Below are 21,822 nucleotides of genomic sequence, written 5' to 3'. Positions count from 1 at the left end.
TGGTCCGCCGCACGCCGGGCCTTCACGACCCGCGCCGTCACGACGCGCCCCGTCACACCACGCGCCCCGTCACGCACGGTGCGGCGCGTGCGCCCGTACGGCGAGCGTGCCGGGGACGACCGCCCGGGGGCCGAACTTGGCGCGTGCCCGATCCGCCACCGCCTCGATGCGGCGCGCCCGGTCGTCCACGGGGTCGAACATGAGCTGACGGGTGGCCCGTTCGGCCGGGGTCAGCCCCTCGGCCCGCAGCGACAGGGCCCGCACCCGCGCCCGCTGGAGCCCGAGCGAGTCATGGATCCGGTAGGCGGCGCCGATGAGCGTGACGGAGTGCGCGGTGGGTTCGCGCAGCGTACGGGCGCGGGTCGTCGTGGAGCGGTCGGCGTAGCGCACCGTGAGCGTCAGCGAGCGGCACACCTGCCCCTCGCCCCGCATCCGGCCCCCCAGCTCCTCGGTGATCGAGAGCAGCGCGGACCGGTGCCGGTCCTGGTCCAACTCGTCGTGGGAGAAGGCCCGTTCGGCGGCGAGCGAGCGGGCGGACGCGTTCGGGACGACCGTCGTACGGTCGATACCATGGGCCTTCTCGTACACCTCGCGTCCCATCCGCACCCCGGCGACCCGTTGCAGTGTCGACAGCGGTACGGCCGCCGCCTTGCCGACGGTGCCGAGTCCGTACGAGCGGAGCGTACGGGCGGTCGCCGCGCCGACCCCCGGCAACGCCGCGACCGGCAGCGGCTCCAGGAACTCCGCGACCGCCCGCACCTCGTCCGGGACCGTCAGTGTGGTGCCCGGCGCCGCCTCGCGCGCGGCCATCCTGGCGAGCATCGGGGTGGCGGCGGCGCCGATCGCGCAGCCGGCCCCGACGTGCGCGAGCGCCCGTACCCGCAGGACGGCGGCGATCTGGGCCGCGTCCTGTCCGAAGTACCGCTCGGCACCGCCCACATCGACCAGCGCGGAGTCCGGCGGCAGCGCCTGGACGACCGGGCTGAGGTCGTCGATCAACCCGAGCAGGGCGGGCAGCGCGGCCTCGACCCCGGTCTCCGCCTCGTGGTGGAACCGTACACAGAGGATCATCCCGCGCTCCCCGGACTCGAATGCCACAACTTCCGTCCCGTGGGCAGCCCTTCACCGGGCGGCTGGAGATCGGCCCAGGGGTTCATCGCGTAGCCCGTGGGCATCTCGATGCGCCGGCCGTTGTCCGCCCCGGCGCCCGCGCCCGGTGCCGGGGTGTCCAGTGCGGCGGCGACCGCCTCCAGGCCGCCCTTCTCCCGCAGTTCGACCAGCTCCGCCAGATTCCAGGCCGCCGCGCCGACCACGCTCAGACTCCGCGCGCCGCGCCGCTGCACCACTCCGCGCACCAGCAGCAGCCAGGAGTGGAAGACGGTGTGCGCGCACGCCTCGTGGCTGTCGTCGAAGAAGGCGAGGTCGACCAGGCCCGTGCCGTCGTCGAGCGTCGTGAAGATGACCCGCTTGCCGGAGCGGATCGGCGGGGTCTGGGTGGCCACCTTGGCGCCGGCGACCAGGACGGTCCTGCCGTGCGGCACCTCCCGCAGCCGTTTCGCGGACATCACGCCCAACTCCTCCAGGAACGCGTAGTGGTCCGCCATCAGATGGCGGGAGGCGTCCATGCCGAGTACGCCGAGCTCGGCGCTCAGCCGCTCCGTGTCGCCCAGGTCGGGCAGCCCGGCGGGGGCCGTCCGCCGCCCTCCTTCCAGGGGGAGCTGGTCCCCGTGGGCGCCCGCCCGCCGTGTCGCCCCGTGCAGTTCCGACAGATGCAGCAGCAGATCCCGTCTGTTGGCGCCGAACTCGTCCAACGCGCCCACCTGCGCCAGCCGTTCGGCGACCGGGCGGCCGGGCCTGGCGCGCTGCCAGAAGTCCAGCAGCGAGGAGTAGGGCTGTCCGGCCTCGATCCGCGCGGTCTCGGCCTCGCTGATGCCGTGGACGTCGGAGAGCGCGAGCCGCACCCCCCACGTACCGGACACCAGTTCGATTCGATGGACCGCCGCCGACCGGTTCACATCCAGCGGCAGCACCGGCACCCCGCGCCGCCGCGCGTCCGCCAGCAGCAGCCGCTTCGGGTACATGCCGGGGTCGTGCGTCAGCAGCCCCGCGAGGAACGCCGCCGGATGGTGCGCCTTGAGCCAGGCCGACTGGTACGTCGGTACGGCGAAGGCGACGGCGTGCGCCTTGCAGAATCCGTACGACCCGAAGGCCTCGATGATCTCCCAGGCGCGGCCGACGACCTCGGCCGTGTATCCCTTCTCCCCGGCCGTCCGCTCGAACCAGAGCCGGATCCTCGCCTGCGACTCGGGATGGGAGAGCCCTCTGCGGACCCGGTCCGCCTCCTCCCGGCCGCAGCCGGTCATGATGTCGACCATCCGGATGATCTGCTCGTGGAAGACGACCACGCCGTAGGTCTCGCGCAGCGCCTCCTCCAGATCCTCGTGCGGATAGCGGACGGGCGCGCGGCCGTGCCGGGCCTCGATGAAGGGCCGCACCATGTCGGCGGCGACGGGACCGGGCCGGAAGAGCGAGATGTCGACCACCAGGTCGTGGAACGTGGCGGGCTGGAGCCTGCCGACCAGATCGCGCTGGCCGGGCGACTCGATCTGGAAACAGCCGAGGGTCTCGGCGGAGCGGATGAGGCGGTACGTCTGCGGGTCGCCCTCCGGCACCTGCGCCGGATCGTCGATGTCCAGCTCCTCGCCCGTGGCGCGCCCGATCTCGGCGACCGCGTGCGCCATCGCCGACTGCATCCGCACGCCCAGCACGTCGAGCTTGAGCAGCCCCAGCTTCTCGACGTCGTCCTTGTCGAACTGGGACATGGGGAAGCTCTCACCGCTGGTCGGCACGACCGGCGTACGGCGCAGCAGCGAGGAGTCGGAGAGCAGTACTCCGCAGGGGTGCATGGCCATGCCGCGCGGCAGCGCGTCCAGTGCCTCCACCAGGTCCCACAGCCGGCCGTGCCCCGTCCCCTCCTGTCGCGACTCCTTCGCCACCTCGCGCAGTTCGGGCAGTTCGTCCATCGCCGCGCGGGCGTCGCGCGCCCGGATGTGCGGGAAGGACTTGGCGATCCGGTCGATCTCGGCCGGGTCCATGGACAGGGCGGCGCCCACGTCCCGTACGGCGTGACGGACCCGGTAGGTCTCCGGCATCGCGACGGCGGCGACCCGCTCGGGGCCGAAGCGGTCGAGGATCGCGCGGTAGACCTCCAGGCGCCTCGCGGACTCGACGTCGATGTCGATGTCCGGGAGTTCGAACATCTTCGGATCGGCGAGCCTGCGCTCGGAGAGGAAACGCTCCATCAGCAGTCCGTGCGCGACCGGATCGGCGTGCGCGATCCCCAGCAGATGGTTGACCAGCGAGCCGGCCCCGGAGCCGCGCGCCGCGACCCGGATGCCCATCCCCCGTACGTCGTCCACGACCTGGGCGACGGTGAGGAAGTACGAGGGGTAGCCGAGCCGCTCGATCGTGCCCAGCTCGGCCTCCGTCCGGTCCCAGTACGCCCGGTCCCGGTCGTAGCCGCGCAACACCATGGCCGCGGCCACCCTCGACCGGAGCACCCGTGCGGCGGTCCGCCGGCCGGCGCCGACCAGTCGCGGCTCGGGGAAGTGGACGGCGCCGATCCCCAGATCGTCCTTGGGATCGACCCGGCAGCTCTCGGCCGTCTCCCGCGTCATGGCCAGCAGCCGGTGCGCGGTGCCCTGCCCGAGCCCGGCCGATCCGGCCACCAGTTCGGCGGTACGGGCCATCGCCACCGGGTCCTTGAGCCAGCGCTCCCCGCTGTCCAGACCCTTGCGCGGGTCGATGGGCACCAGTCTGCGGGCCGCGTCGAGGACATCGGCGACCGGGCCCTGACCGGGGTCGGCGTACCGTACGGCGTTGCCGAGCACGGCCCGTACGCCCTGTTCGACGGCGAAGCCGAGGGTACGGGCGGCGTGCCGCAGCGATCCCGGCCCGGTGCCCTCGCGCCCGTGGTGGACGACCTCCAGACGCAGGGCGTCGCCGTAGATCTCCCGCCAGGCGGCGAGCAGCCGGGCGGCGTCGCCGGTCCGGCCGGCGGCCAGGGCCCGGCCGACGCCGGAGTCGGGGCCGAGGAGCACGGTGACGCCCGCGCCGTGATTGTCCTGCCAGGGCAGCAGCGGGCTGCCGTCCCCGGCGGCGTGCGCGGTGGTGACGAGCCGGCACAGATCGGCCCAGCCGGCGGCGCCGTCACGGGCGAGGAAGACGGTGCGGGGCGCGGACTCGTCGATGAAGGCGCCGCCGCGCACCGGGGTACGCCGCCGTACGGCGGGGGCCCGGTCCCGCTCGTGGACCGGCCCGCCCGTCGGTTCGGCCACGGCCAGCTCCACTCCGAACAGTGGTCTGATCCCCTGCCCCTCGCACGCGTCGATGAAGCGGACGGCGCCGCCGAGGGTGTCGCGGTCGGTCAGGGCGAGGGCGTCCATGTCCCGTGCGGCGGCGCTCTCGGCCAGCCGTTCGGGATGGGAGGCCCCGTACCGCAGGGAGAACCCCGAGACGGTATGCAGATGCGTGAACCCGGGCATCCGCACCTCCTGATCGATCCGTTCTCACCTCCCCCGCTCCCACCATAGATGAGTATCGAACGTTTGTGCGACATCATGGCTCGTCAGCCATCCGGACCCCTCCCACCTGGGAAAAGGCCATACGCACGGAAAAGCCCGGCCCGCCGATGACGGCGGGCCGGGCCTCTTGTTCCTGTTGTGCGCTTTCGGTTCGTCCCTACGGTCAGCCGATCTCGGCACCGAACGCCGAGAGCGCCTCCGGCACCGGCTGGAAGAACGTCTCGCCGCCCGAGGAGCAGTCACCGCTGCCGCCCGAGGTCAGACCCAGAGCGGTGTCACCGGCGAAGAGCGAGCCGCCGCTGTCGCCGGGCTCGGCGCAGACCGTGGTCTGGATGAGGCCCTCGACGACGTCGCCGCCTCCGTAGTCCACGGTGGCGTCGAGCGCGGTGACCTCACCGTCGTGCACCTGGGTGGTGGAGCCGCTGCGCGAGACCGCCTGGCCGACGGTCGCGTCGCCCGCCTGCGCGATGGCCTGCGTGCTGCCGTCGTACAGGTCGACCTCGCTCGGGTGCTCCGTGGAGCCGCTGTACTTGACGAGCGCGAAGTCGTTGCCCGGGAACTGCGAGTCCACCATGGAGCCGATCTCGGCGCCGCCGGCGGAGTCGGACCAGGAGCTGCCCGTCGTACCGCAGTGGCCCGCGGTGATGAAGTGCGGCTCACCGCCGACGACCACGTTGAAGCCGAGGGAGCAGCGGCCACCGCCGGAGTGGATGGCCTCGCCGCCGGCTATGAACTTCTTGAACTCCCCGGCGGTCTTCTTCAGTTCGGCCTTGGCGCCGAGCTTCTCCACGGCCTTGGTGAGCTTGTTGAGCGCGGCGCCCTTGACGGTGCTGTCCGCCGTGACGACGACCTTGTTGGTGACCGGGTCGACGGCCACGGCCGTGCCGGGGGTGCTCGCCTTGCCCGTGAGGGAGCCGCGGGCGTCCTTCAGCTCGGCGAGGGAGTGCGCCACGACCTTCGCCTTGGCGCCGGCCTCGCGCACGGTCTCGGCGGCCTTCTCGTCCACGACGTTGACGACCAGGGCCTTGGTCTTGCTGTCGTAGTACGAACCGGCCGAGTCACCGGCGAGGTCGCCGATGAGGCTGGATGCGAGCTTTCCGGCCGCCGGAGCCGACAGCGTCTTCGCCGTGGTCGCGGTGGTGTCCTCACTGGCGTTCGCAGTCTGGAAGGAAATCCCGGCCACGACCATGGCGGTGACGGCGCTGCTCGCGATCGCCACGCGCTTCCTGGAAATGCGACGGTGCTTCAACTGATACCTCCTGTGGGGGCCGCGTCATCGCATGTGGGGTGCGGTGACACGGAGGACGAGGCGCCCACTATTCCTAAACTCGCCAGTAGCACACAAGGTCGACTTCAGGACGTGCACACGGCGGGTTCATTTCCTTTTCAACCCGGTCACGTGGGGAGGTCAGAGTCGGGCCGTTCCATTCGTGAACACTCGGTGCAATCACGGGGTCGGCAGTGGGTGAGGACTAGTCCTGTCTTGAAACCGCCCCTCGGGTCCGGGAGTTCACCCCGGTCGCACGGTCCCGGAACGGCCCGGGGACGCACCGGGGAAGATCCCGGACGGCCCCGGAAACGCGCCGAGTCCCCGCCCGGAGCTCACGGGCGGGGACTCTTGTCAGCGCTGTTCGGCGCGGTCCGTCAGACCGGCCGGGCGGTGCTCGGACGTGCTCAGGTGATGCTGACGCCGTACGCGTTCAGCGCTTCGACGACCGGCTGGAAGTACGTCGTACCGCCGGAGGAGCAGTTGCCACTGCCGCCCGAGGTGAGGCCGATCGCGCGGCTGCCCGAGTAGAGCGGGCCGCCGCTGTCGCCGGGCTCGGCGCAGACGTTGGTACGGATCAGGCCCGAGACGATGTCGCCGCCGCCGTAGTTGACCGTGGCGTTGAGGCCCTGGACGCTGCCGCTGTGGGTGCCCGTCGTGGAGCCGCGACGGGTCACCGACATGCCCACCGTGGCGTTGGCCGCGCTGGTGATGTCGATGCTGCCGACGGTGCCGGGACGCGGGACCGAGGCGTTGGAGTAACGGACGATGCCGTAGTCGTTGCCCGGGAAGCTGGAGCCCGCCGTCGGGCCGATGAGGGTCGTGCGCGCCGAGTTGGTGTACCAGTTCGGGTTGCCATCGGTGCAGTGCCCGGCGGTCAGGAAGTAGTCGGTGGTGCCGCTGCGCACGTTGAACCCGGCCGAGCAGCGACCGGTGGGCGAGTAGATCGCGTCGCCGCCGGAGAGAAGCTTCGAGAGCTTGCCGGAGGTCCGCTTGATCTGCAGGGCGCCGGCGTTGGCCCCCGCCTCGGCCTTGATCTCAGCGATCTCCGCCTTGCTGACGGTGGAGTCCGCCTCGACGACGAGGGCGTTCGTCGTCTTGTCGACGTACCAGGCGGTGCCTGCCACGTCGGCACCCAGGATGGCGTCGCTCGCCGCCGTGAGCTGGGTCGCACTGAACGTCCCGGCCGTGTCGGCGCTCGCCGTGGGGACGGCGAGCGCTGCGGCGGCGACGAGACCGGTGGTGATGGCGAGCAGACGCGTACGTCTCGCTATACCACTGCGGGGGGTGGTGCGCTTGATCCTCACGTGTGGTTCCTCCGAAGGAATCTGGGGCCCGATTGGGGTGGTCGGGCCCGTGAGGCGCAGTCAGGGATACGTCCGCATTCCGGATGTGCCGTGCCCCTGACAAGCGCTGAGGGGAGTATTGGATGAGCCAACCAGCCGCGCAAGGGCGCCTTTCGGCCACTCCCACCGGCCGAAACACCACTGACCGTCTTGAAATAGCCGCCATGTCTCGATCCGCGCACTGCCCACATGGCGGGACGGCCCCGGTCCGCGCGGCGCGGACCGGGGCCGTCCCACGGCTCGGGGGGACTCAGCGGACGACGATGTTCCGCTCCCCCGCCGGGACCTCGAACGACAGCGTGTTCCCGGGCGGCGGGAAGGGACAGATGAAGTGCTCGGCGAAGGCGCACGGCGGCAGCAGCAACCGGTTGAGATCGACCGTCACCGTGCCGTCGTCGGCCGGCCGGGACGGCCGCAGAAAACGGAAGCGATAGCTGGTCAGGCCGCTGGTCGCGTCGGCGAGGACCGCCCAGAGCGACCCGTCGGGCTCGACGGCGACCCGGAGCGTGTGCTCCGTACCGCCGACGGAGAAGGCCAGTTCACCCGCGAGCCCGAGTCCGCGCTCCCGCCCGTCGGCGTTCCCGACACGCACGGTGCGGCTCTCCGGGTACGGACGGAAGTGGCCCGCCAGCACCCAGCGGGGGTCGTACGGCGCGGCCTCGACGGTCACGAACGCCCTGCGTGCCGGGGAGTCCGGGTCGAAGTCACGTACCGCCCAGAGCCCTTCGCGGCGCATGACCACCAGCCTGCGTCCGCCATGGGCGATCCGGGACTCGCCGATGGGCCCCCGGTCGGCGGTCAGAACGGCCTCACCGGTCAGCGGCCGGCCGTCGACCGTGATCCCGTCGTCGGCCCCGGCGGTCACTGACACATCGTCAACACGCTCCCGCCATACGCCGGGCACGGCCGGAATTCGACCTTCCGGGTAGTCGGAGAGCCAGTGGGTCCCGGTGAGTGAGAGCGGTCCGTGCGGCGCCGAGACCGAGGCGATGCGGCGTTCGTGCCAGTTCTCCCAGTTCCGCACGGGATCCGGGTCGGTGTCTGTACTCATGCCGACGCAGCTTTCCACACGCGCCGCGGCCGGGACTCAGCAACTGCAATCGCAGCAGTCACAGCAGTCGCACCAGTCACTGTCCCGGCAGCAGCCCTCGCGCTTCTTGCGCGACCACGGGCCCTCGTACTCCTTGGCGCAGCAGAGCTTGCAGGTGCAGCAGAGGCCGATCGCCACCGCGCAGCCGGCCCAGAAGCCGCGCCGCTCCGGCCGCCGGGGCGGCTGGGGAAGCGGCTCGGATCCGGGGCCGCCGGGTCCACCGGGTCCACCGGGTCCACCGGGCGCGCCGGGCGCGCCACCGCCGTAGGGGTTGCCGCCGCCGTACGGATTCCCGCCCCCGTGGGGATTGTTCGAGCCGTACGGGTTCCCGCTCTCCCCGCTGTACGGATTGCCGCCGCCCTGGACGCTCGCCTGCCCCTGGTGCGAGCAGGACGACGTCCCGAAGGCGCGGTCGACGGATGTGCGCAACTCGTGCGCCAGCAGCACATGGGCCAGCTTGTCGTCGACGAACTCCGCGTCGCGCAGCGCCAGCCGGATGCCGTGCAGCGCGTCGTCCGCGAGCCTGCGCGCCTCGGCGAGTGAGGTACCGGTCGCCGTGAGCGGGTTCCAGGAACCCGACGCGGCGTCAGCGGCCTGGTCCTCCACGGCGTCCAGCAGATGCGCGAGCCGTCCGAAGAGCCGGCCCGCCTCGGCGAGCGGCGCCATGTTGCCCGGCCGGCCCGCGAGTACGGCGGTGTGCGCGAACGCGGCGGCCGTCGCCGTCTCGGTCGGCTCGGTGACGGTGAGCAGCGGGGTGCCCGGTCCGGCGAGGGCCTCGATGCCGGTCTGCCGGTCGACCGCGTCGACGAGCACCGCCGTGTCGAAGCCCAGCTCCGCGCCGGTACGCGCGCCCGCGCGGTCCCAGCCGCCGGCTATCCGGCGCGCGGCGACCGCCATCGGGCGGCGCTTCAACACCCCGTCCCCGTCGGCGACGTGGTCCCGCACCTTGGCCGAGGCGAGCACCAGTGAGACGGCCGCCGCGAGGCGCGCTCCCTCGCCTTTCGCCACCGGAGCGGTTCGCATGCCGCGAAGTGGGCAGGGGCCAGCTGTGCGACGCCATCCGGTGGCACGCTCGGCCTGAGCCTCCGTCAGGACGGAGACGATCAGACCGTCGTAGTTGGTGACGATGCGGGAGAACTGTCCGTGGTCCGAGCGAAGTGCCAGGCAGAGGCCGCACAGATGAGCCATCCACTCGGTCTTGAGCCCTTCCGAGAGACGGTGGCTGCAAGGCCTGACTATTCCGAACACGACGGTTCCCCCAGGAGTCGTTCGACGGTGCGTCAGGCATCGTATCGAGCCATCGGTTTCACCCGTACGTCCCCACCGTCACCCGTCTGGCCGGACTTTCATATTTTCGGTACGTCAGGGCCCGTACACAGGAAGAAACCTGACGAATCACCATATCTTCTGCACCAGTACCGTCACGAATCCCCTGCGCGGCGACAATCCACTTGGCGCGCAATCCGCATCATGGACAACCATAGGGATGCGGAACCACAAGCGACCGCGGTGAAAGGAGGCGTCCATGGGATCGGTGCGCAAGGCGAGTGCCTGGCTGGGCCTCGTTGAGGACAACGACGAGCGTTACTACGACGACGAGTACTCCGAGGGTGCCGAGAACAACGACACCTGGAAGACCGATCCGCGTGTGCGGATCGCCGCCGAGTCGGCTCCGGAACAGGAGCGCAGGATCGCCACCGTCTCCCCGGAGAGCTTCCGGGACGCGCGTGGCATCGGCGAACTCTTCCGTGAGGGCGTCCCGGTCATCCTGAACCTCACCGCGATGGAGCCCGCCGACGCCAAGCGCGTCGTCGACTTCGCCGCCGGACTGATCTTCGGTCTCCGCGGCTCGATCGACCGTGTCGCCACCCGGGTGTTCCTGCTGACTCCCGCCGACACCGAGATCGTCAGCGGGGAGTCCCAGGCACACCAGCGGGACGGCTTCTTCAACCAGAGCTGAGCGAGGCGCTCACCGGGTCACCCCCGGTCACCGGAAGGCATCGAGACCGGTGAGTGCCTTGCCCAGCACCAGTTGGTGCATCTCGACGGTGCCCTCGTAGGTGAGCACCGACTCCAGATTCGTCGCATGCCGCATCACCGGATATTCGAGCGAGATCCCGTTGGCCCCGAGGATCGTGCGCGAGGTACGGCAGATCTCGATCGCCTCCCGCACGTTGTTGAGCTTTCCGAAGCTGACCTGCTCGGGAAGAAGCTTCCCCGCGTCCAGGCGCCGGCCCAGATGGTGCGCGAGCAGGATTCCCTTGTGGAGTTCGAGCGCCATGTCGGCGAGCTTGGCCTGGGTGAGCTGGAAGCCGCCGATCGGCCTGCCGAACTGTTCACGGCTCTTCGCGTAGTCCACCGCCGACTCGAAACTGGCGCGCGCCGCACCCATCGAGCCCCAGACGATCCCGTAGCGGGCGTGGCTCAGACAGCTGAGGGGCCCGCGCAGACCGGTGACCTCGGGGAGTACGGCGTCGGCCGGGAGCCGCACCTCGTCCATGACCAGTTCGCTGGTGACCGAGGCGCGCAGCGACCACTTGTGCTTGATCTCCGGCGCGGAGAAGCCGGGGCTGTCGGCCGGTACGAGAAAGCCCCGGATTCCGTCGTCCGTACGGGCCCAGACGACGGCGACGCCCGCGACCGAGCCATTGGTGATCCACATCTTGCGGCCGGTGAGCACCCAGTCGGTGCCGTCACGCTTGGCGTACGTGCGCATCCCTGCCGGGTCGGAGCCGTGGTCGGGCTCGGTGAGACCGAAGCAGCCGATGATCTCGCCGGCCGCCATACCCGGCAGCCAGCGCTGCTTCTGCTCCTCGGAGCCGAACCGGTGGATCGCGTACATGGCGAGGGAGCCCTGTACGGAGACGAGCGAGCGGATCCCGGAGTCGGCGGCCTCCAGCTCCAGACAGGCGAGTCCGTACTGGACGGCGGTGGCGCCCGCGCAGCCGTAGCCCCGGAGCGACATGCCGAGCGCGCCGATGGAGCCCAGCTCACGGCTCAGCTCGCGGATGCCGGGCAGCTCACCGCGCTCGTACCACTCGGCGATGTGCGGCATGACCCGGTCGGTGGCCCAGGAGCGCATCGTGTCGCGGACGGCCAGGTCCTCGGGCTCCAGCAGATCGTCGATGCCGAGAGGGTCGCGCGGATCGAAGGGCGGACGTTTCGAGGAGGACGGCTTCGAGGCTGAGGGTGCGGACATGGGACTGCCTCCGGCGGCTCGCGGATGTCGGTTCGCGGTGTCGGGTCGCGATGGTCGGTTCGCGGTTGTCGGTTCGCGGACCCGGTAAAACTAGCAGCGCTAGTTAGGCTCGGCGCCGACATTACGGCGCAGGGCCGTCGCCCGTCCAGACCCGCCGTGGCGCGCGGCGCTCCGGCCGGCGGGTGCGGCGGCCTCGACCGCCGTACCGTCACGCTGCGCCGGTATGTCCGCTCCCGCCGACACCGATTCCATCTCCGCGGCCTCCCCGCAGGGCGGCGCCTCGCAGTCCATGACCCGGGGCAGCCGCAGCGCCGCCACCGCGCCGAGCAGCAGCAGCCCCGCGCTGACCAGGAGCGTCACATGCAGACCGTGCACGAAGGAGTGACGCGCCGCGATCCGCAGGGCCTCCCCCGCCGGACCACCGAGCTGGGCGGCCACCTGGTACGCCTCCCCCAGCGAGTTGGCGGCGGCCGCCCCCGCGGCCTCCGGGACCCCGTCGACCGAGCCCGACGACAGGGCGGGCGCGTAGGCCGCGTTCATGACACTGCCGAGCAGCGCGATGCCCATCCCCGCGCCGAGCTGGTAGGACGTCTCCCCGATGGCGGCGGCGCCCCCGGCCTGCTCGGGCGGTGCCTCGCTGAGCATCGACTCGTACGCCCCGAAGAGCGTGGACTGGAGACCGAAACCGAGCAGCACGAAAGCCGTGGTGAGCAGCCCCGGCCGGTCGTGCTGGCCCATCATCACCAGCAGCAGCACGGCTCCGGCGGTCAGGACGAACCCGCAGGCGACCATCCGGCGCGGGCCGACCCTGCGCAGTGTGTACGAGCCGGTGGCGCCCGCCGCTATGGCCGCGAAGGTGAGGGGCAGCAGCCGCAGTCCGGTCTCCAGCGGGCCGAGCCCCAGCACGAGCTGGAGGTACTGGACGGCGATCAGCTCCAGGCCGACCAGCGCGAGCATGGCGAGGACGATGCAGCCCACGGAGGTGGAGAAGGCCGGCCTGGCGAACATCGTCACGTCTATGAGGGGATGTTTCCGGCGCCTCTGCCGCCGTACGAAGAGGGTCACCAGGACCGCGCCGAGCAGCAGTGGCCCGAAGGTCTTGACGTCGAGCATCGAGGCGCCGGCGCCCAGACGCTTCACCCCGAGGACGACGCCGAGCACGCCGGCGGCCGCCAGCAGCGCGCCGACCACGTCCCACGGGCCGTCGCACTCGCCCTTCGACTCGGGCAGCAGGAAGCGGGCGACAGGGAGGATCAGTGCCATCAGCGGCACGTTGATCAGAAAGACCGAGCCCCACCAGAAGTGCTCGACGAGGAACCCGCCGAGCACCGGCCCCGTGGCCGCGCCGACGGCGGCGACCGCCGTCCAGATGCCGATCGCCATGGCGCGCTCGCGCCGGTCGGGGAAGACGGTACGGAGGATGGAGAGCGTCGCGGGCATGATCATCGCGCCGCCGATGCCCAGCAGGGCGCGCGCGGCGATCAGTATTCCGGGCGAGTCGGCGAAGGCCGCGGCGATCGAGGCCAGTCCGAAGATCCCGTACCCGATGAGCAGGACCCGCCGCCGGCCGATCCGGTCGCCGAGCGTGCCGAAGAGGATCAGCAGCGCGGCGCAGACCAGCGGATAGGCGTCGACGATCCACAGCAGTTCGACGCCGCTCGGCCGCAGGTCCTCGGTGACGGCGGGGACGGCGACGTGCAGCACGGTCGCGTCGAGCGCGACGAGCAGCAGGCTGACGCAGAGTACGACCAGGACGGCCCAGCGGTTGACGTCACCATGGGCACCGCCGCCGACGGCGGCACGCAGCCGCGCTCCGGCCGTGGTGGTCCCGGACATCTACCTACCTCCCAATGAAGTCCCTCGCGCTCGGCGGACCGGGCGGGACTCCGACGTCATGTCCCGGGGGCGGCCCGGCATCGACGGGCGAGTGCGCGGACAGCGTACGCGAGTTCGCCTGCCCGGAGCGTGGCCCATCTCACCTCGCCGAACGTCGAAGTGTCGCGTACGCCGGCGGACGCCGTACGCCCGGGGGGTTCACCCCGGTGTGGTCAAGCCTCGGTCAAGCGGTCGGAAAATTCCGCGCGACGCCACGGTGAACTAATTCTGTTGTGCACAAAGACACTTACCGGGGCCCCGCCACGAGCAATAGGGCACAAGGTCACTTGAAATTGCGGAACGGCCTCGGATAAACAGCGATCCGAGACACACTCCACATCACATCGTCATCACAAAGAGACTGGAACGACCGAGTCGGCCGTTCACTCGCTGTAACGTCGATTGGGTGCGTACCGACATCTTCGCCCGACTGGACCGGGAGCCGGAGCCGCCGAAGATAGAGATCCCGCGGATGAGCCGTACCCGCGCGACTCTCTTCGGCGGGACTTTGGCGTTCTATCTCGCCATCGTGGTCGCCGTTCTCGCCTCGTCCTGGCTGGTGACACTCGACTGGAAGATCATGCTGTTCCGGCCGTACCAGCAGTGGCAGCAACTGCACGCGTTCCTCGACTACTTCGTGGTGCTCGGCCAGCGCGGCCCCACGGCCGTGATGATCGCCGCCTGGCTGGGCTGGCGGTCCTGGCGCCAGCACACGCTGCGTCCGCTGCTGGTCCTCGGAGCCTCGTTGCTGCTGCTCAACGTGACCGTGGGGGCGGTGAAGCTCGGCCTCGGCCGGCTCGGCCCGCACTACGCGACGCAGATCGGATCGGCCGAACTCTTCGCGGGCGGCGACATATTCCCCTCCGGCCACACCGCCAACGCCGTGGTGACCTGGGGAATCCTGGCCTATCTGGCCACCACGCCGCGGGCCAGGCGCTATCTGTCGATCGGCTCGTCCGTGGTCGCCCTCGGCGTCGGCGCGACGACCGTCTATCTGGGCACGCACTGGCTGAGCGACGTCCTGCTCGGCTGGGTCGCCGGTCTGCTGATCCTGCTCGCCCTGCCGTGGTTCGAGCCGACCATCGGCCGTACCGAGGCGGCGGTCTTCGCCCTGCGTGAGCGGTGGCGCGCGAGCCGCGGGACGGCCTCCGCGCCGCTACCGGCCGGCGGGCCCTGGCCCGTGATAGTCCCTCAGCTCCCGGCACAGGAGGACGAGGACGCGGGCCGTTCGACGGTGGGCACGGCCCACTCGGGACGCAGCACCGCCGGCCGGAACAGCACCGGGCAGCTCACCCAGCCCCGGCCGCACGCCACGACGCGCTCCGAACGGACCCCGATCACCCCGGCGGGCAGCCGCCGTCCGCCGCGTTCGAGGCCGATGGCGGGCGGCTGACCGGCGGAAGCACGACCGCGGAGGGGCCCCGGCGCATCAGCGCCGGGGCCCCTCCCCTGTCATGACAAGTACGCCTGAACGCGCGAATATCGCCCGTCCGGCCGGGTCAACCCAGCCAGCAGCGAATGACGGTGTCGTTCTCGACCTCGAAGTTCAGCCGCCCCTGGAGGTATTCCAGCGTGATGATGGCGCCCGGCGGCAGCGCCCTGACGGTGGTCCAGCCGCGCTCACGGGCGATCCGCTCGGCCTCGGGTGCGGTGAGGCCCACATAGGAGTCGGGTGCGTCGTCGGGCTGTGCCGGAGGTGTCGGTATCGATGCCATGGAACTCAGCCTAGGCGCTGCGGGCCGTCCCGGCCCGGTCACGCGGGTGACGGCGGACGGTGACGGAAGGGGGACCTCCGGCGGCTCTCCGGTCACCTTCCCCACGCACTTACGTGCGACGGCGGTCACACTTGTGTCACAGGATCACGACACTTGTTCGGCCACTCCCACTTGCCTTCGGACCACTGTTCACACATCGGCCGTAAGTAAGCGATAAGTAATTCGACCGACTCGAAGATCACCGTATTTTCCACGCCCCGAATTCCCCCGTTCGACCGGCCGCCGGTATTTGACAGGCCGTACGGAATTCACCTCTCCCTCGCACAACCATCGGCGGTAGGACACCTTCCGGATGGCTGCGGACGTGGCGCTTCCGCTGTTACGGGACGTCGCCCAGCGCCCGGGAAAGGCGGTCCCGCGCCGTCCTCATGTGCTCGGTCAGCTCCACCGGCTCGACCACCTCGAAGTCGATACCGAGGAGCATCACGTGGACCACCATCACGTCGAGACCGCCCGCCCCGGTGCGCAGCAGACAGCTGTGCTCGTCCACCGGCTCCAGTACGCCGGCGGACGGTGACACCACCTGCGCCGCCTCCGCCGCCGAGGCGTGGAGCCTGATCACGGCGGACGAGGCGTAGACGCGGGTGGAGACGCCCTCGGAGACATAGGCGGCCAGATCGTCCGCGGGCGGTTCGCGGGGCGGGAAGCGCGGGCCGTGCGGGGGCCTGGGGGTGATGCGGTCGGCCCGGAACGTACGCCAGTCGGCGCGGTCCAGGTCCCAGGCGACCAGGTACCAGCGGCGCTCGGTGCACACGAGCCGGTGCGGCTCCACCGTGCGGCGGCTGGCGGAGCCCCCGTGGTCGAGGTAGTCGAAGCGCAGCCGCTCGCCGTCGCGGCAGAGGTTCGCCAGCTCGGTGAGGACGCTCGCGTCCACCGTCGGGCCGGGGCCGCGGAGCATGGGGACGGTGAAGGCGTTGAGCGCGCCGACCCGGCGGCGCAGCCGGCCCGGCAGGACCTGCTCCAGCTTGGCGAGCGCGCGGACGGACGTCTCGCCGATGCCGTCGACACCGTTGCCCGCCGCCGTACGCAGCCCGACGGCCACGGCGACGGCCTCCTCGTCGTCCAGCAGGAGCGGCGGCAGCTCGGCACCGGCGCCGAGTTGGTAGCCGCCGCCGGTGCCGGGACTGGCGTTCACCGGATAGCCCAGCTCACGCAGCCGGTCGACGTCGCGCCGTACGGTGCGCGGCGTCACCCCGAGGCGTTCGGCCAGATCGGGGCCGGACCATTCGCGGTGGGCCTGCAACAGGGAGAGCAGGCGGAGCAGGCGGGCCGAGGTCTCCAGCATGCGTCGATTCTGACAGCCGTCGAGGACAGGGACTGTCCGCGAAGGGACGGTCGACGTCGTCAGTCCGCCGGGTCCAGCCGTACGCGGAGGTTGTTGTCACCCGAGTAGCAGGGGGCGGCCAGCCAGCCGTCCGCCCGGTGCGCCGGGTAGACGTAGACGTTCTTCCGGTCCCAGACGTCGTCGAGGATCCGTGCGAGCCGGACGGCGGACGCGCCGTGCGCGGGCAGCACCCACAGGTCCCACAGCTGCCGCGCCGTCACGGGCGGCTCGGCCAGCACCGCGTACGGCAGGGTGAAGGTGAAGTCGCCGCCCGCACCACAGGTCACGGGAACCCGGTGCGTACGGGGCGCCGTGGCGCTCTCGCGCGGGCCCACGCTCCGCCGTACCTCGGCCGTCGCGCCGTGGCCCGGCTCGGCGCCGTACAGCACGCCCCGCACGGTCATGGCGCCGTCCGCGAGGTGGATGGTCCCGGCCTCCGCGTGCGGTGCGCGGACCCAGCAGCGCAGCGCGAGGCGGCCGTCGGCGGTCGGGTACGGGACACGGACGGTGACGGGCCCGGCGCCCGGGACACGGTCGACCAGCGCGCGTACGTCCCGGTTGCCGGGGCGGACGGGCCGTCCCTCGCGCTCGCCGCCCTCCGCGACATGGACGATGTCCCAGCGGCCCTCGGCGAGCGCGGTGGCGTGGTCCAGTACGGCTCGCCTGCCGGTCAGTGGCAGCCGTACCTCGTCCGCCGGCGTCCTGTCGCCGCGCCGGCGCAGCACGAGCTCGGAGGCGGCTGCGGGCGGTCCGGGGGCTCCGACGAGTTCGAAGACGACGGTGCCCGCCGCGTCGGCGGCGCAGTGCGCGGTGGGGGCGCTCATCCGGCTCTCCCTCTGCGGACCGCGGCCGCCGCCAGTTCGCGCACCGTCCGCGTCCCTCCGGCGAGGAGGCCGCGGCCGCGGCGTACGGTGCCCAGCACCGCCTCGCGCGGCCCCGCCTGCCGACGGCCGCGGGCGACCAGCGCGGCGAACAGCTCCTCGTGGCGTTCGGCGATCCGCGCCGGGTCGAACCGGGCGGCCGACTCGATGGCCGCGAGCCCCGTACGCCGCCGCAGTTCGTCGTCCTCGATCAGCGCGAGGAGTCCGTCGGCGATGGCGTCCACGTCCCCGACCGGCACCAGCCGGCCGTCGACCCCGTCCTCGATGATCTCGCCGGGCCCGTGCGGGCAGTTGGTGGAGACGACGGGAACGCCGCAGCGCATCGCCTCGACGATGGTCATCCCGAAGGATTCGAGGCTCGAAGTGACGGCGGCGATCGAGCCCTTGACCCACTCGGGCTCCAACGGGTTGGCCGTGCCCATCAGATGCACGTGGTTGTACAGCTCGCGCTCGTCGATCAGGGCGCGCAGCGCGGCCCGTTCGTCGCCGGTCGCGTCGCCCGCGCCGTAGATCCGCAGCCGCCAGTCGGGCCGGGCGGCCACCACCTTGGCGAAGGCCGTGATCAGCAGGTCGTACCGCTTGACCGGGGTGAGCCTGCCCGCCGCCACGACGCATCTGCCGGTGGAGTCGGCGGGGGCGACGCCGGGCGCGGGCACGCTGTTGGGGACCGCGTCGATCCGGACGCCGGGCAGCCGCAGCCGGGAGCGGTAGGCGCGCGCGTCGGCCTCGGTGACGGTGGTGACGGCGTCGAGCAGCATGTAACGGTGGGCGATCTCGCGGCGCAGCCGGTGGCTGTGACTGTCCAGGGTCAGGTGTTCCTGGCCCACCCGGACCGGGCCGCGCCGGGTCTGCCGGGCGATGTGGCAGTTGAGGCCGGGACGGGTGCCGACGACGACGTCGGCCGTCAGCGAGCGCAGGTGCTCGGCGATACGGGTGTCGGTGAGACGGCTGTACTGCTTGTGCCGCCCGTCGCCGCGCGGGAAGACCGCGGCCGGGCGGCCGATGTCGGGGTGTCCGCCGTCGTAACCGCCGCTGTTCCGGCGCAGATCGACGAGATGGCGCAGCAGGACGCCCTCGGGCGCGCCCAGTGTGGGTTCGTCGCGGTGGCGGAAGACCGAGACGATCTCGACGTCGTGCCGCTCGGCGAGCGCCCGCGCGAGATTGAACGTGGTCCGGATCGTTCCGCCGACCCCGAACGCGTTGTGGAGCAGAAAAGAGATGTGCATGGGTCGCGGTGTCTCCCTGGTTCTCCCTGGTTTGCCCTGATCGACCTGGGGGGCGACTGTAGGCGCGGAACCCGCCCGTCCCGCCGAACCCGCGACGCGCGCCGGGGGCCCCGCGGCGGGGTCCGCAGCGCCGTCACGCCCGCGCGCGCACCGGCGGGGACGCCCGGCAGGGCCGCCGCGGAGCGACGGCAAGCTTCACCCGTATGTGCGAGCGGCGGGAGCGGTGCGATTCGTCCTGCTTCGCGCGTGACCCCGGCGACGGCTCGCCCGTTGTCTCTTTACGAGCCGGGAACAGCCCGGCCCACGCACCGAGTTCGAGGAGCCAACCGTGCCGCGCATGCTCGACGTCAGCGAAGACGTACGCGCCGAGATCGGCGACGAAGAAGCCGATCGCCTGCTCGTCGGCGACAACTCCCCGGGCAGCTACGACTGCACCTCCTGCCGTACCCCGGGCGACTCCGAGACCGAGCGCACCAGCACGGTGCTGTTCATCGGCGAGGAGACCGCCGTCCTGGCCTTCGCACACGCCACCTGCATCCCCTCCCAGGTCGTCAAGGTGGCCGAGGACCAGCTCCAGGGCGCCGTCCGCAGCATCACCGGCGGGGACCCCCAGGCGCGGGGCACCGGCGGCGAGCAGGCCGTCCTCGGTGTCACCAGCGGTCTGGTCCTGATCGACAACCAGCTGCACCCCGCCCTCGTCGTGGAGCCGACCGGTCCCATCGCCCGGCCCGGTTCGGCCGGCTCGCACGACGAGTTCCTGCCGCTCCTCGCGGAGCAGGGCTTCCGGCCGGTCGCCGATCTGGGCCGGGTCCCGGCCACGCTCTCCGGCTGGTCGGTGCTGCTCGCCATGGGCCAGCTGCACGCGGTCCTCCAGCCCGGCACCGGCGGCGGCACCCCCGTCGCCTGGTGGCAGGCGCACCAGCCGCTCCAGGTCACCGCCGACTGGCGGGCCGCCGCCAACAAGTCGCGGACCGTCCTGGTCTTCGCCGCCCCGGTCGGCTCCATCGGCCAGCAGCCCCGCGAGGACCTGCTGCGCGACGCGCTGGACAAGGCCGCGGCCAACGGGCGTCTGGTGGCGGCGGCGATGCCGCTGGCCGGCACGTGACGGACGAGGGACAGGCCGGGGAGCGGTACGCGACCCATCGCGGCGGTGAACACCGCAGTGGTGAACACCGCGTCGGCGAAGGTCCCGACGGCGGCCGGCCCGGCGGGCAGCACCGCGGCGGGGAACGCCGCGACGAGGAGCAGGACCGCGCCGGGGACCCGGCCCGTGACTCCGCCGGCTCGGGCTCGCACCCGTCGCGACCAGCATTTTCGCGGGTCAGGCCGCATCCGACGGACGACGGGGTCGTTGGCTCCTACGTGCACTCATACGACCGTCCACGCCAGCAGTACCAGCCTCAGGTCCCCGCCATGCGCCCCGCCCAGGACACCTCGGCCGGGTACTCGTCCGGATATTCGGCCACGCCGATCTACGACGCGCTGTACTCCGAATACCTGCGGTCGTTCAGGACGCTGCCGGGCGACCGCAGCGGTGAGGAGAACCTCGGCTTCACCGCCTTCGGTACGGGGATGCACGGTTCGTCCTCGGGCCGGCAGGCCCCGTTCAGCACTACGTGGCAGAGCGGCCCGCACTATTCGGGGGGCCGCGCGCAGGCGGCCCTGCCGCCGGCGCCCCGCCGGGGTCTGTGAACTCCGGTCAGCCGTACGGAACATGCCGGTGGGGCCCGGCGCGGACGAGATCCGCGCCGGGCCCACCGGCATGTACGTCACCTGCCGCGCGTCACTTCTTGCGGCCGCGCTTCTCCCGCACCCGCACCGAGATGTGGATCGGCGTGCCCTCGAAGCCGAACTCCTCGCGGAGCCTGCGCTCCACGAACCGCCGGTAGCCCGCCTCGATGAAGCCGGACGCGAAGAGGACGAACCGGGGCGGCCGGGTGCCCGCCTGCGTACCGAACAGGATGCGCGGCTGCTTGCCGCCGCGGATCGGGTGCGGGTGCCCGGCGACGAGCTCGCCGAGGAAGGCGTTGAGCCTGCCGGTCGGCACGCGCGTCTCCCAGCCCGCGAGGGCCGTCTCGATCGCCGGGACCAGCCGCTCCATGTGCCGTCCGGTGCGCGCAGACACGTTGACACGGGGCGCCCACGCGATCTGCGCCAGCTCGGTCTCGATCTCGCGTTCCAGGTAGTAGCGGCGCTCCTCGTCGAGGGTGTCCCACTTGTTGAACGCGACGACGAGGGCGCGGCCCGCGTCGACGGCCATCGTGATGATGCGCTGGTCCTGGACGCTGATGGACTCGCTGGTGTCGATCAGGACGACGGCGACCTCTGCCTTCTCCACGGCCGCGGCCGTACGGAGCGAGGCGTAGTAGTCGGCGCCCTCCTGGAGGTGGACGCGGCGCCGGATGCCGGCCGTGTCCACGAACTTCCAGACCGTGCCGCCGAGTTCGATCAGCTCGTCGACCGGGTCACGGGTGGTGCCCGCGATCTCGTTGACGACGACGCGCTCCTCGCCCGCGACCTTGTTCAGCAGCGAGGACTTGCCGACGTTCGGGCGGCCGATCAGCGCGATCCGGCGCGGGCCGCCGACGGCCGTGCCGAAGGTCTGCTCCGGCGCCTCGGGCAGCGCTTCCAGGACGGCGTCGAGCATGTCGCCCGTACCGCGGCCGTGCAGCGAGGACACCGGGTGCGGCTCCCCCAGACCCAGCGACCACAGCGCCGTCGCGTCGGCCTCGCCGCTCTGGCCGTCTACCTTGTTGGCGCACAGCACGACGGGCTTGCCCGCGCGGCGCAGCAGCTTGACGACGGCCTCGTCGGTGTCGGTGGCGCCGACCGTGGAGTCCACGACGAAGACGACCGCGTCGGCGGTCTCGATCGCGTACTCGGCCTGGGCGGCGACGGCCGCGTCGAGACCGAGGACGTCCTGCTCCCAGCCGCCGGTGTCGACGACCTTGAAGCGGCGCCCGGCCCATTCGGCCTCGTAGGTGACGCGGTCGCGGGTGACGCCGGGCTTGTCCTGCACGACGGCCTCACGGCGGCCGATGATGCGGTTCACCAGGGTCGACTTGCCGACATTGGGACGGCCGACGACCGCGAGGACGGGCAGCGGGCCGTGACCGGCCTCGTCGATCGCGCCCTCGATCTCCTCGGGGTCGAAGCCCTCGTGGGTGGCGAGCTCCATGAACTCCGAGTACTCGGCGTCGCCAAGCTCTCCGTGCTCGTCGCCGGAGTCAATGTGGTCGTTCATGAAGTCCGTACC

Annotated in this window: 17 protein-coding genes; 4 read left to right on the top strand and 13 right to left on the bottom strand. The window is 71.7% G+C overall.

The window, feature by feature from the left end; genetic code table 11:
- Positions 1-69: 69 nt before the first annotated feature.
- The 6 genes from ACFWHU_RS18845 to ACFWHU_RS18820 all read right to left on the bottom strand — a co-directional run bounded on the left by ACFWHU_RS18845 (position 70) and on the right by ACFWHU_RS18820 (position 9,534).
- Positions 70-1,071 carry a hypothetical protein gene (locus ACFWHU_RS18845; RefSeq protein WP_385804680.1) on the bottom strand — a complete coding sequence of 334 codons (1,002 nt, stop codon included), beginning with the start codon at positions 1,069-1,071 and terminating at the stop codon, positions 70-72.
- Complete coding sequence (locus ACFWHU_RS18840; RefSeq protein WP_387225768.1) at positions 1,068-4,544, bottom strand: DNA polymerase III subunit alpha; 3,477 nt, start codon at positions 4,542-4,544, stop codon at positions 1,068-1,070. The genes ACFWHU_RS18845 and ACFWHU_RS18840 overlap by 4 nt, the downstream gene beginning before the upstream one ends.
- A gap of 202 nt (positions 4,545-4,746) precedes the next feature.
- Positions 4,747-5,832, bottom strand: a complete 1,086-nt coding sequence (locus ACFWHU_RS18835; protein WP_385804685.1) for a S1 family peptidase — start codon at positions 5,830-5,832, stop codon at positions 4,747-4,749.
- 425 nt (positions 5,833-6,257) lie between these two features.
- Positions 6,258-7,157, bottom strand: a complete 900-nt coding sequence (locus tag ACFWHU_RS18830) for a S1 family peptidase (RefSeq protein WP_385804687.1) — start codon at positions 7,155-7,157, stop codon at positions 6,258-6,260.
- A gap of 289 nt (positions 7,158-7,446) precedes the next feature.
- Positions 7,447-8,247: a DUF1684 domain-containing protein gene (locus ACFWHU_RS18825; protein ID WP_385804689.1), complete on the bottom strand. Its 801-nt coding sequence runs from the start codon at positions 8,245-8,247 to the stop codon at positions 7,447-7,449.
- Between the two features lie 36 nt (positions 8,248-8,283).
- Positions 8,284-9,534: a DUF5685 family protein gene (locus ACFWHU_RS18820; protein WP_387225764.1), complete on the bottom strand. Its 1,251-nt coding sequence runs from the start codon at positions 9,532-9,534 to the stop codon at positions 8,284-8,286.
- Positions 9,535-9,811: 277 nt separating this feature from the next.
- Between ACFWHU_RS18820 and ACFWHU_RS18815 the strand changes: the two genes are divergently transcribed.
- Positions 9,812-10,246 (top strand): cell division protein SepF, encoded by a 435-nt coding sequence (locus ACFWHU_RS18815; RefSeq protein WP_385804693.1) that lies wholly within the window; start codon positions 9,812-9,814, stop codon positions 10,244-10,246.
- Between the two features lie 27 nt (positions 10,247-10,273).
- Here ACFWHU_RS18815 and ACFWHU_RS18810 read toward each other — a convergent pair whose 3' ends face one another.
- Together ACFWHU_RS18810 and ACFWHU_RS18805 are read right to left on the bottom strand one after the other, a co-directional pair.
- Positions 10,274-11,485, bottom strand: coding sequence for an acyl-CoA dehydrogenase family protein (locus ACFWHU_RS18810; protein WP_387225762.1), 1,212 nt, complete (start codon positions 11,483-11,485; stop codon positions 10,274-10,276).
- A gap of 99 nt (positions 11,486-11,584) precedes the next feature.
- Positions 11,585-13,321, bottom strand: a complete 1,737-nt coding sequence (locus ACFWHU_RS18805; protein ID WP_387225760.1) for an MFS transporter — start codon at positions 13,319-13,321, stop codon at positions 11,585-11,587.
- A gap of 445 nt (positions 13,322-13,766) precedes the next feature.
- Here ACFWHU_RS18805 and ACFWHU_RS18800 point away from each other — a divergent pair, with 445 nt between their 5' ends.
- Positions 13,767-14,753 carry a phosphatase PAP2 family protein gene (locus ACFWHU_RS18800; RefSeq protein ID WP_385804699.1) on the top strand — a complete coding sequence of 329 codons (987 nt, stop codon included), beginning with the start codon at positions 13,767-13,769 and terminating at the stop codon, positions 14,751-14,753.
- Between the two features lie 106 nt (positions 14,754-14,859).
- On the opposite strand, the gene ACFWHU_RS18795 is transcribed toward ACFWHU_RS18800, so the two are convergent.
- The 4 genes from ACFWHU_RS18795 to ACFWHU_RS18780 form a co-directional block, all read right to left on the bottom strand.
- Positions 14,860-15,075 carry an I78 family peptidase inhibitor gene (locus ACFWHU_RS18795; protein ID WP_383841787.1) on the bottom strand — a complete coding sequence of 72 codons (216 nt, stop codon included), beginning with the start codon at positions 15,073-15,075 and terminating at the stop codon, positions 14,860-14,862.
- 379 nt (positions 15,076-15,454) lie between these two features.
- The gene (locus tag ACFWHU_RS18790) at positions 15,455-16,420 is read right to left on the bottom strand and encodes a helix-turn-helix transcriptional regulator (protein ID WP_385804747.1); all 966 of its coding nucleotides are present in this window, start codon (positions 16,418-16,420) and stop codon (positions 15,455-15,457) included.
- Positions 16,421-16,479: 59 nt separating this feature from the next.
- Positions 16,480-17,283, bottom strand: coding sequence for a transferase (locus ACFWHU_RS18785; protein ID WP_385804745.1), 804 nt, complete (start codon positions 17,281-17,283; stop codon positions 16,480-16,482).
- On the bottom strand, positions 17,280-18,566 hold the full coding sequence (locus ACFWHU_RS18780; RefSeq protein ID WP_387225756.1) for a glycosyltransferase family 4 protein: 1,287 nt from the start codon (positions 18,564-18,566) through the stop codon (positions 17,280-17,282). The genes ACFWHU_RS18785 and ACFWHU_RS18780 overlap by 4 nt, the downstream gene beginning before the upstream one ends.
- 328 nt (positions 18,567-18,894) lie before the next feature.
- Here ACFWHU_RS18780 and ACFWHU_RS18775 point away from each other — a divergent pair, with 328 nt between their 5' ends.
- Complete coding sequence (locus ACFWHU_RS18775; protein WP_385804741.1) at positions 18,895-19,671, top strand: hypothetical protein; 777 nt, start codon at positions 18,895-18,897, stop codon at positions 19,669-19,671.
- Positions 19,668-20,258, top strand: coding sequence for a hypothetical protein (locus ACFWHU_RS18770; protein ID WP_385804739.1), 591 nt, complete (start codon positions 19,668-19,670; stop codon positions 20,256-20,258). The genes ACFWHU_RS18775 and ACFWHU_RS18770 overlap by 4 nt, the downstream gene beginning before the upstream one ends.
- Before the next feature lie 91 nt (positions 20,259-20,349).
- Here ACFWHU_RS18770 and der read toward each other — a convergent pair whose 3' ends face one another.
- A complete protein-coding gene (gene der, locus ACFWHU_RS18765; protein WP_387225752.1) occupies positions 20,350-21,810 on the bottom strand; it encodes a ribosome biogenesis GTPase Der in 1,461 nt (486 codons plus the stop codon).
- Positions 21,811-21,822: the final 12 nt, after the last annotated feature.

The sequence above is a fragment of the Streptomyces sp. NPDC060366 genome (assembly GCF_042725135.1).
Lineage (GTDB): Bacteria > Actinomycetota > Actinomycetes > Streptomycetales > Streptomycetaceae > Streptomyces.
Note: the sequence above shows the minus strand (reverse complement) of the source record. Positions and strands in the feature narration are given on the sequence as shown.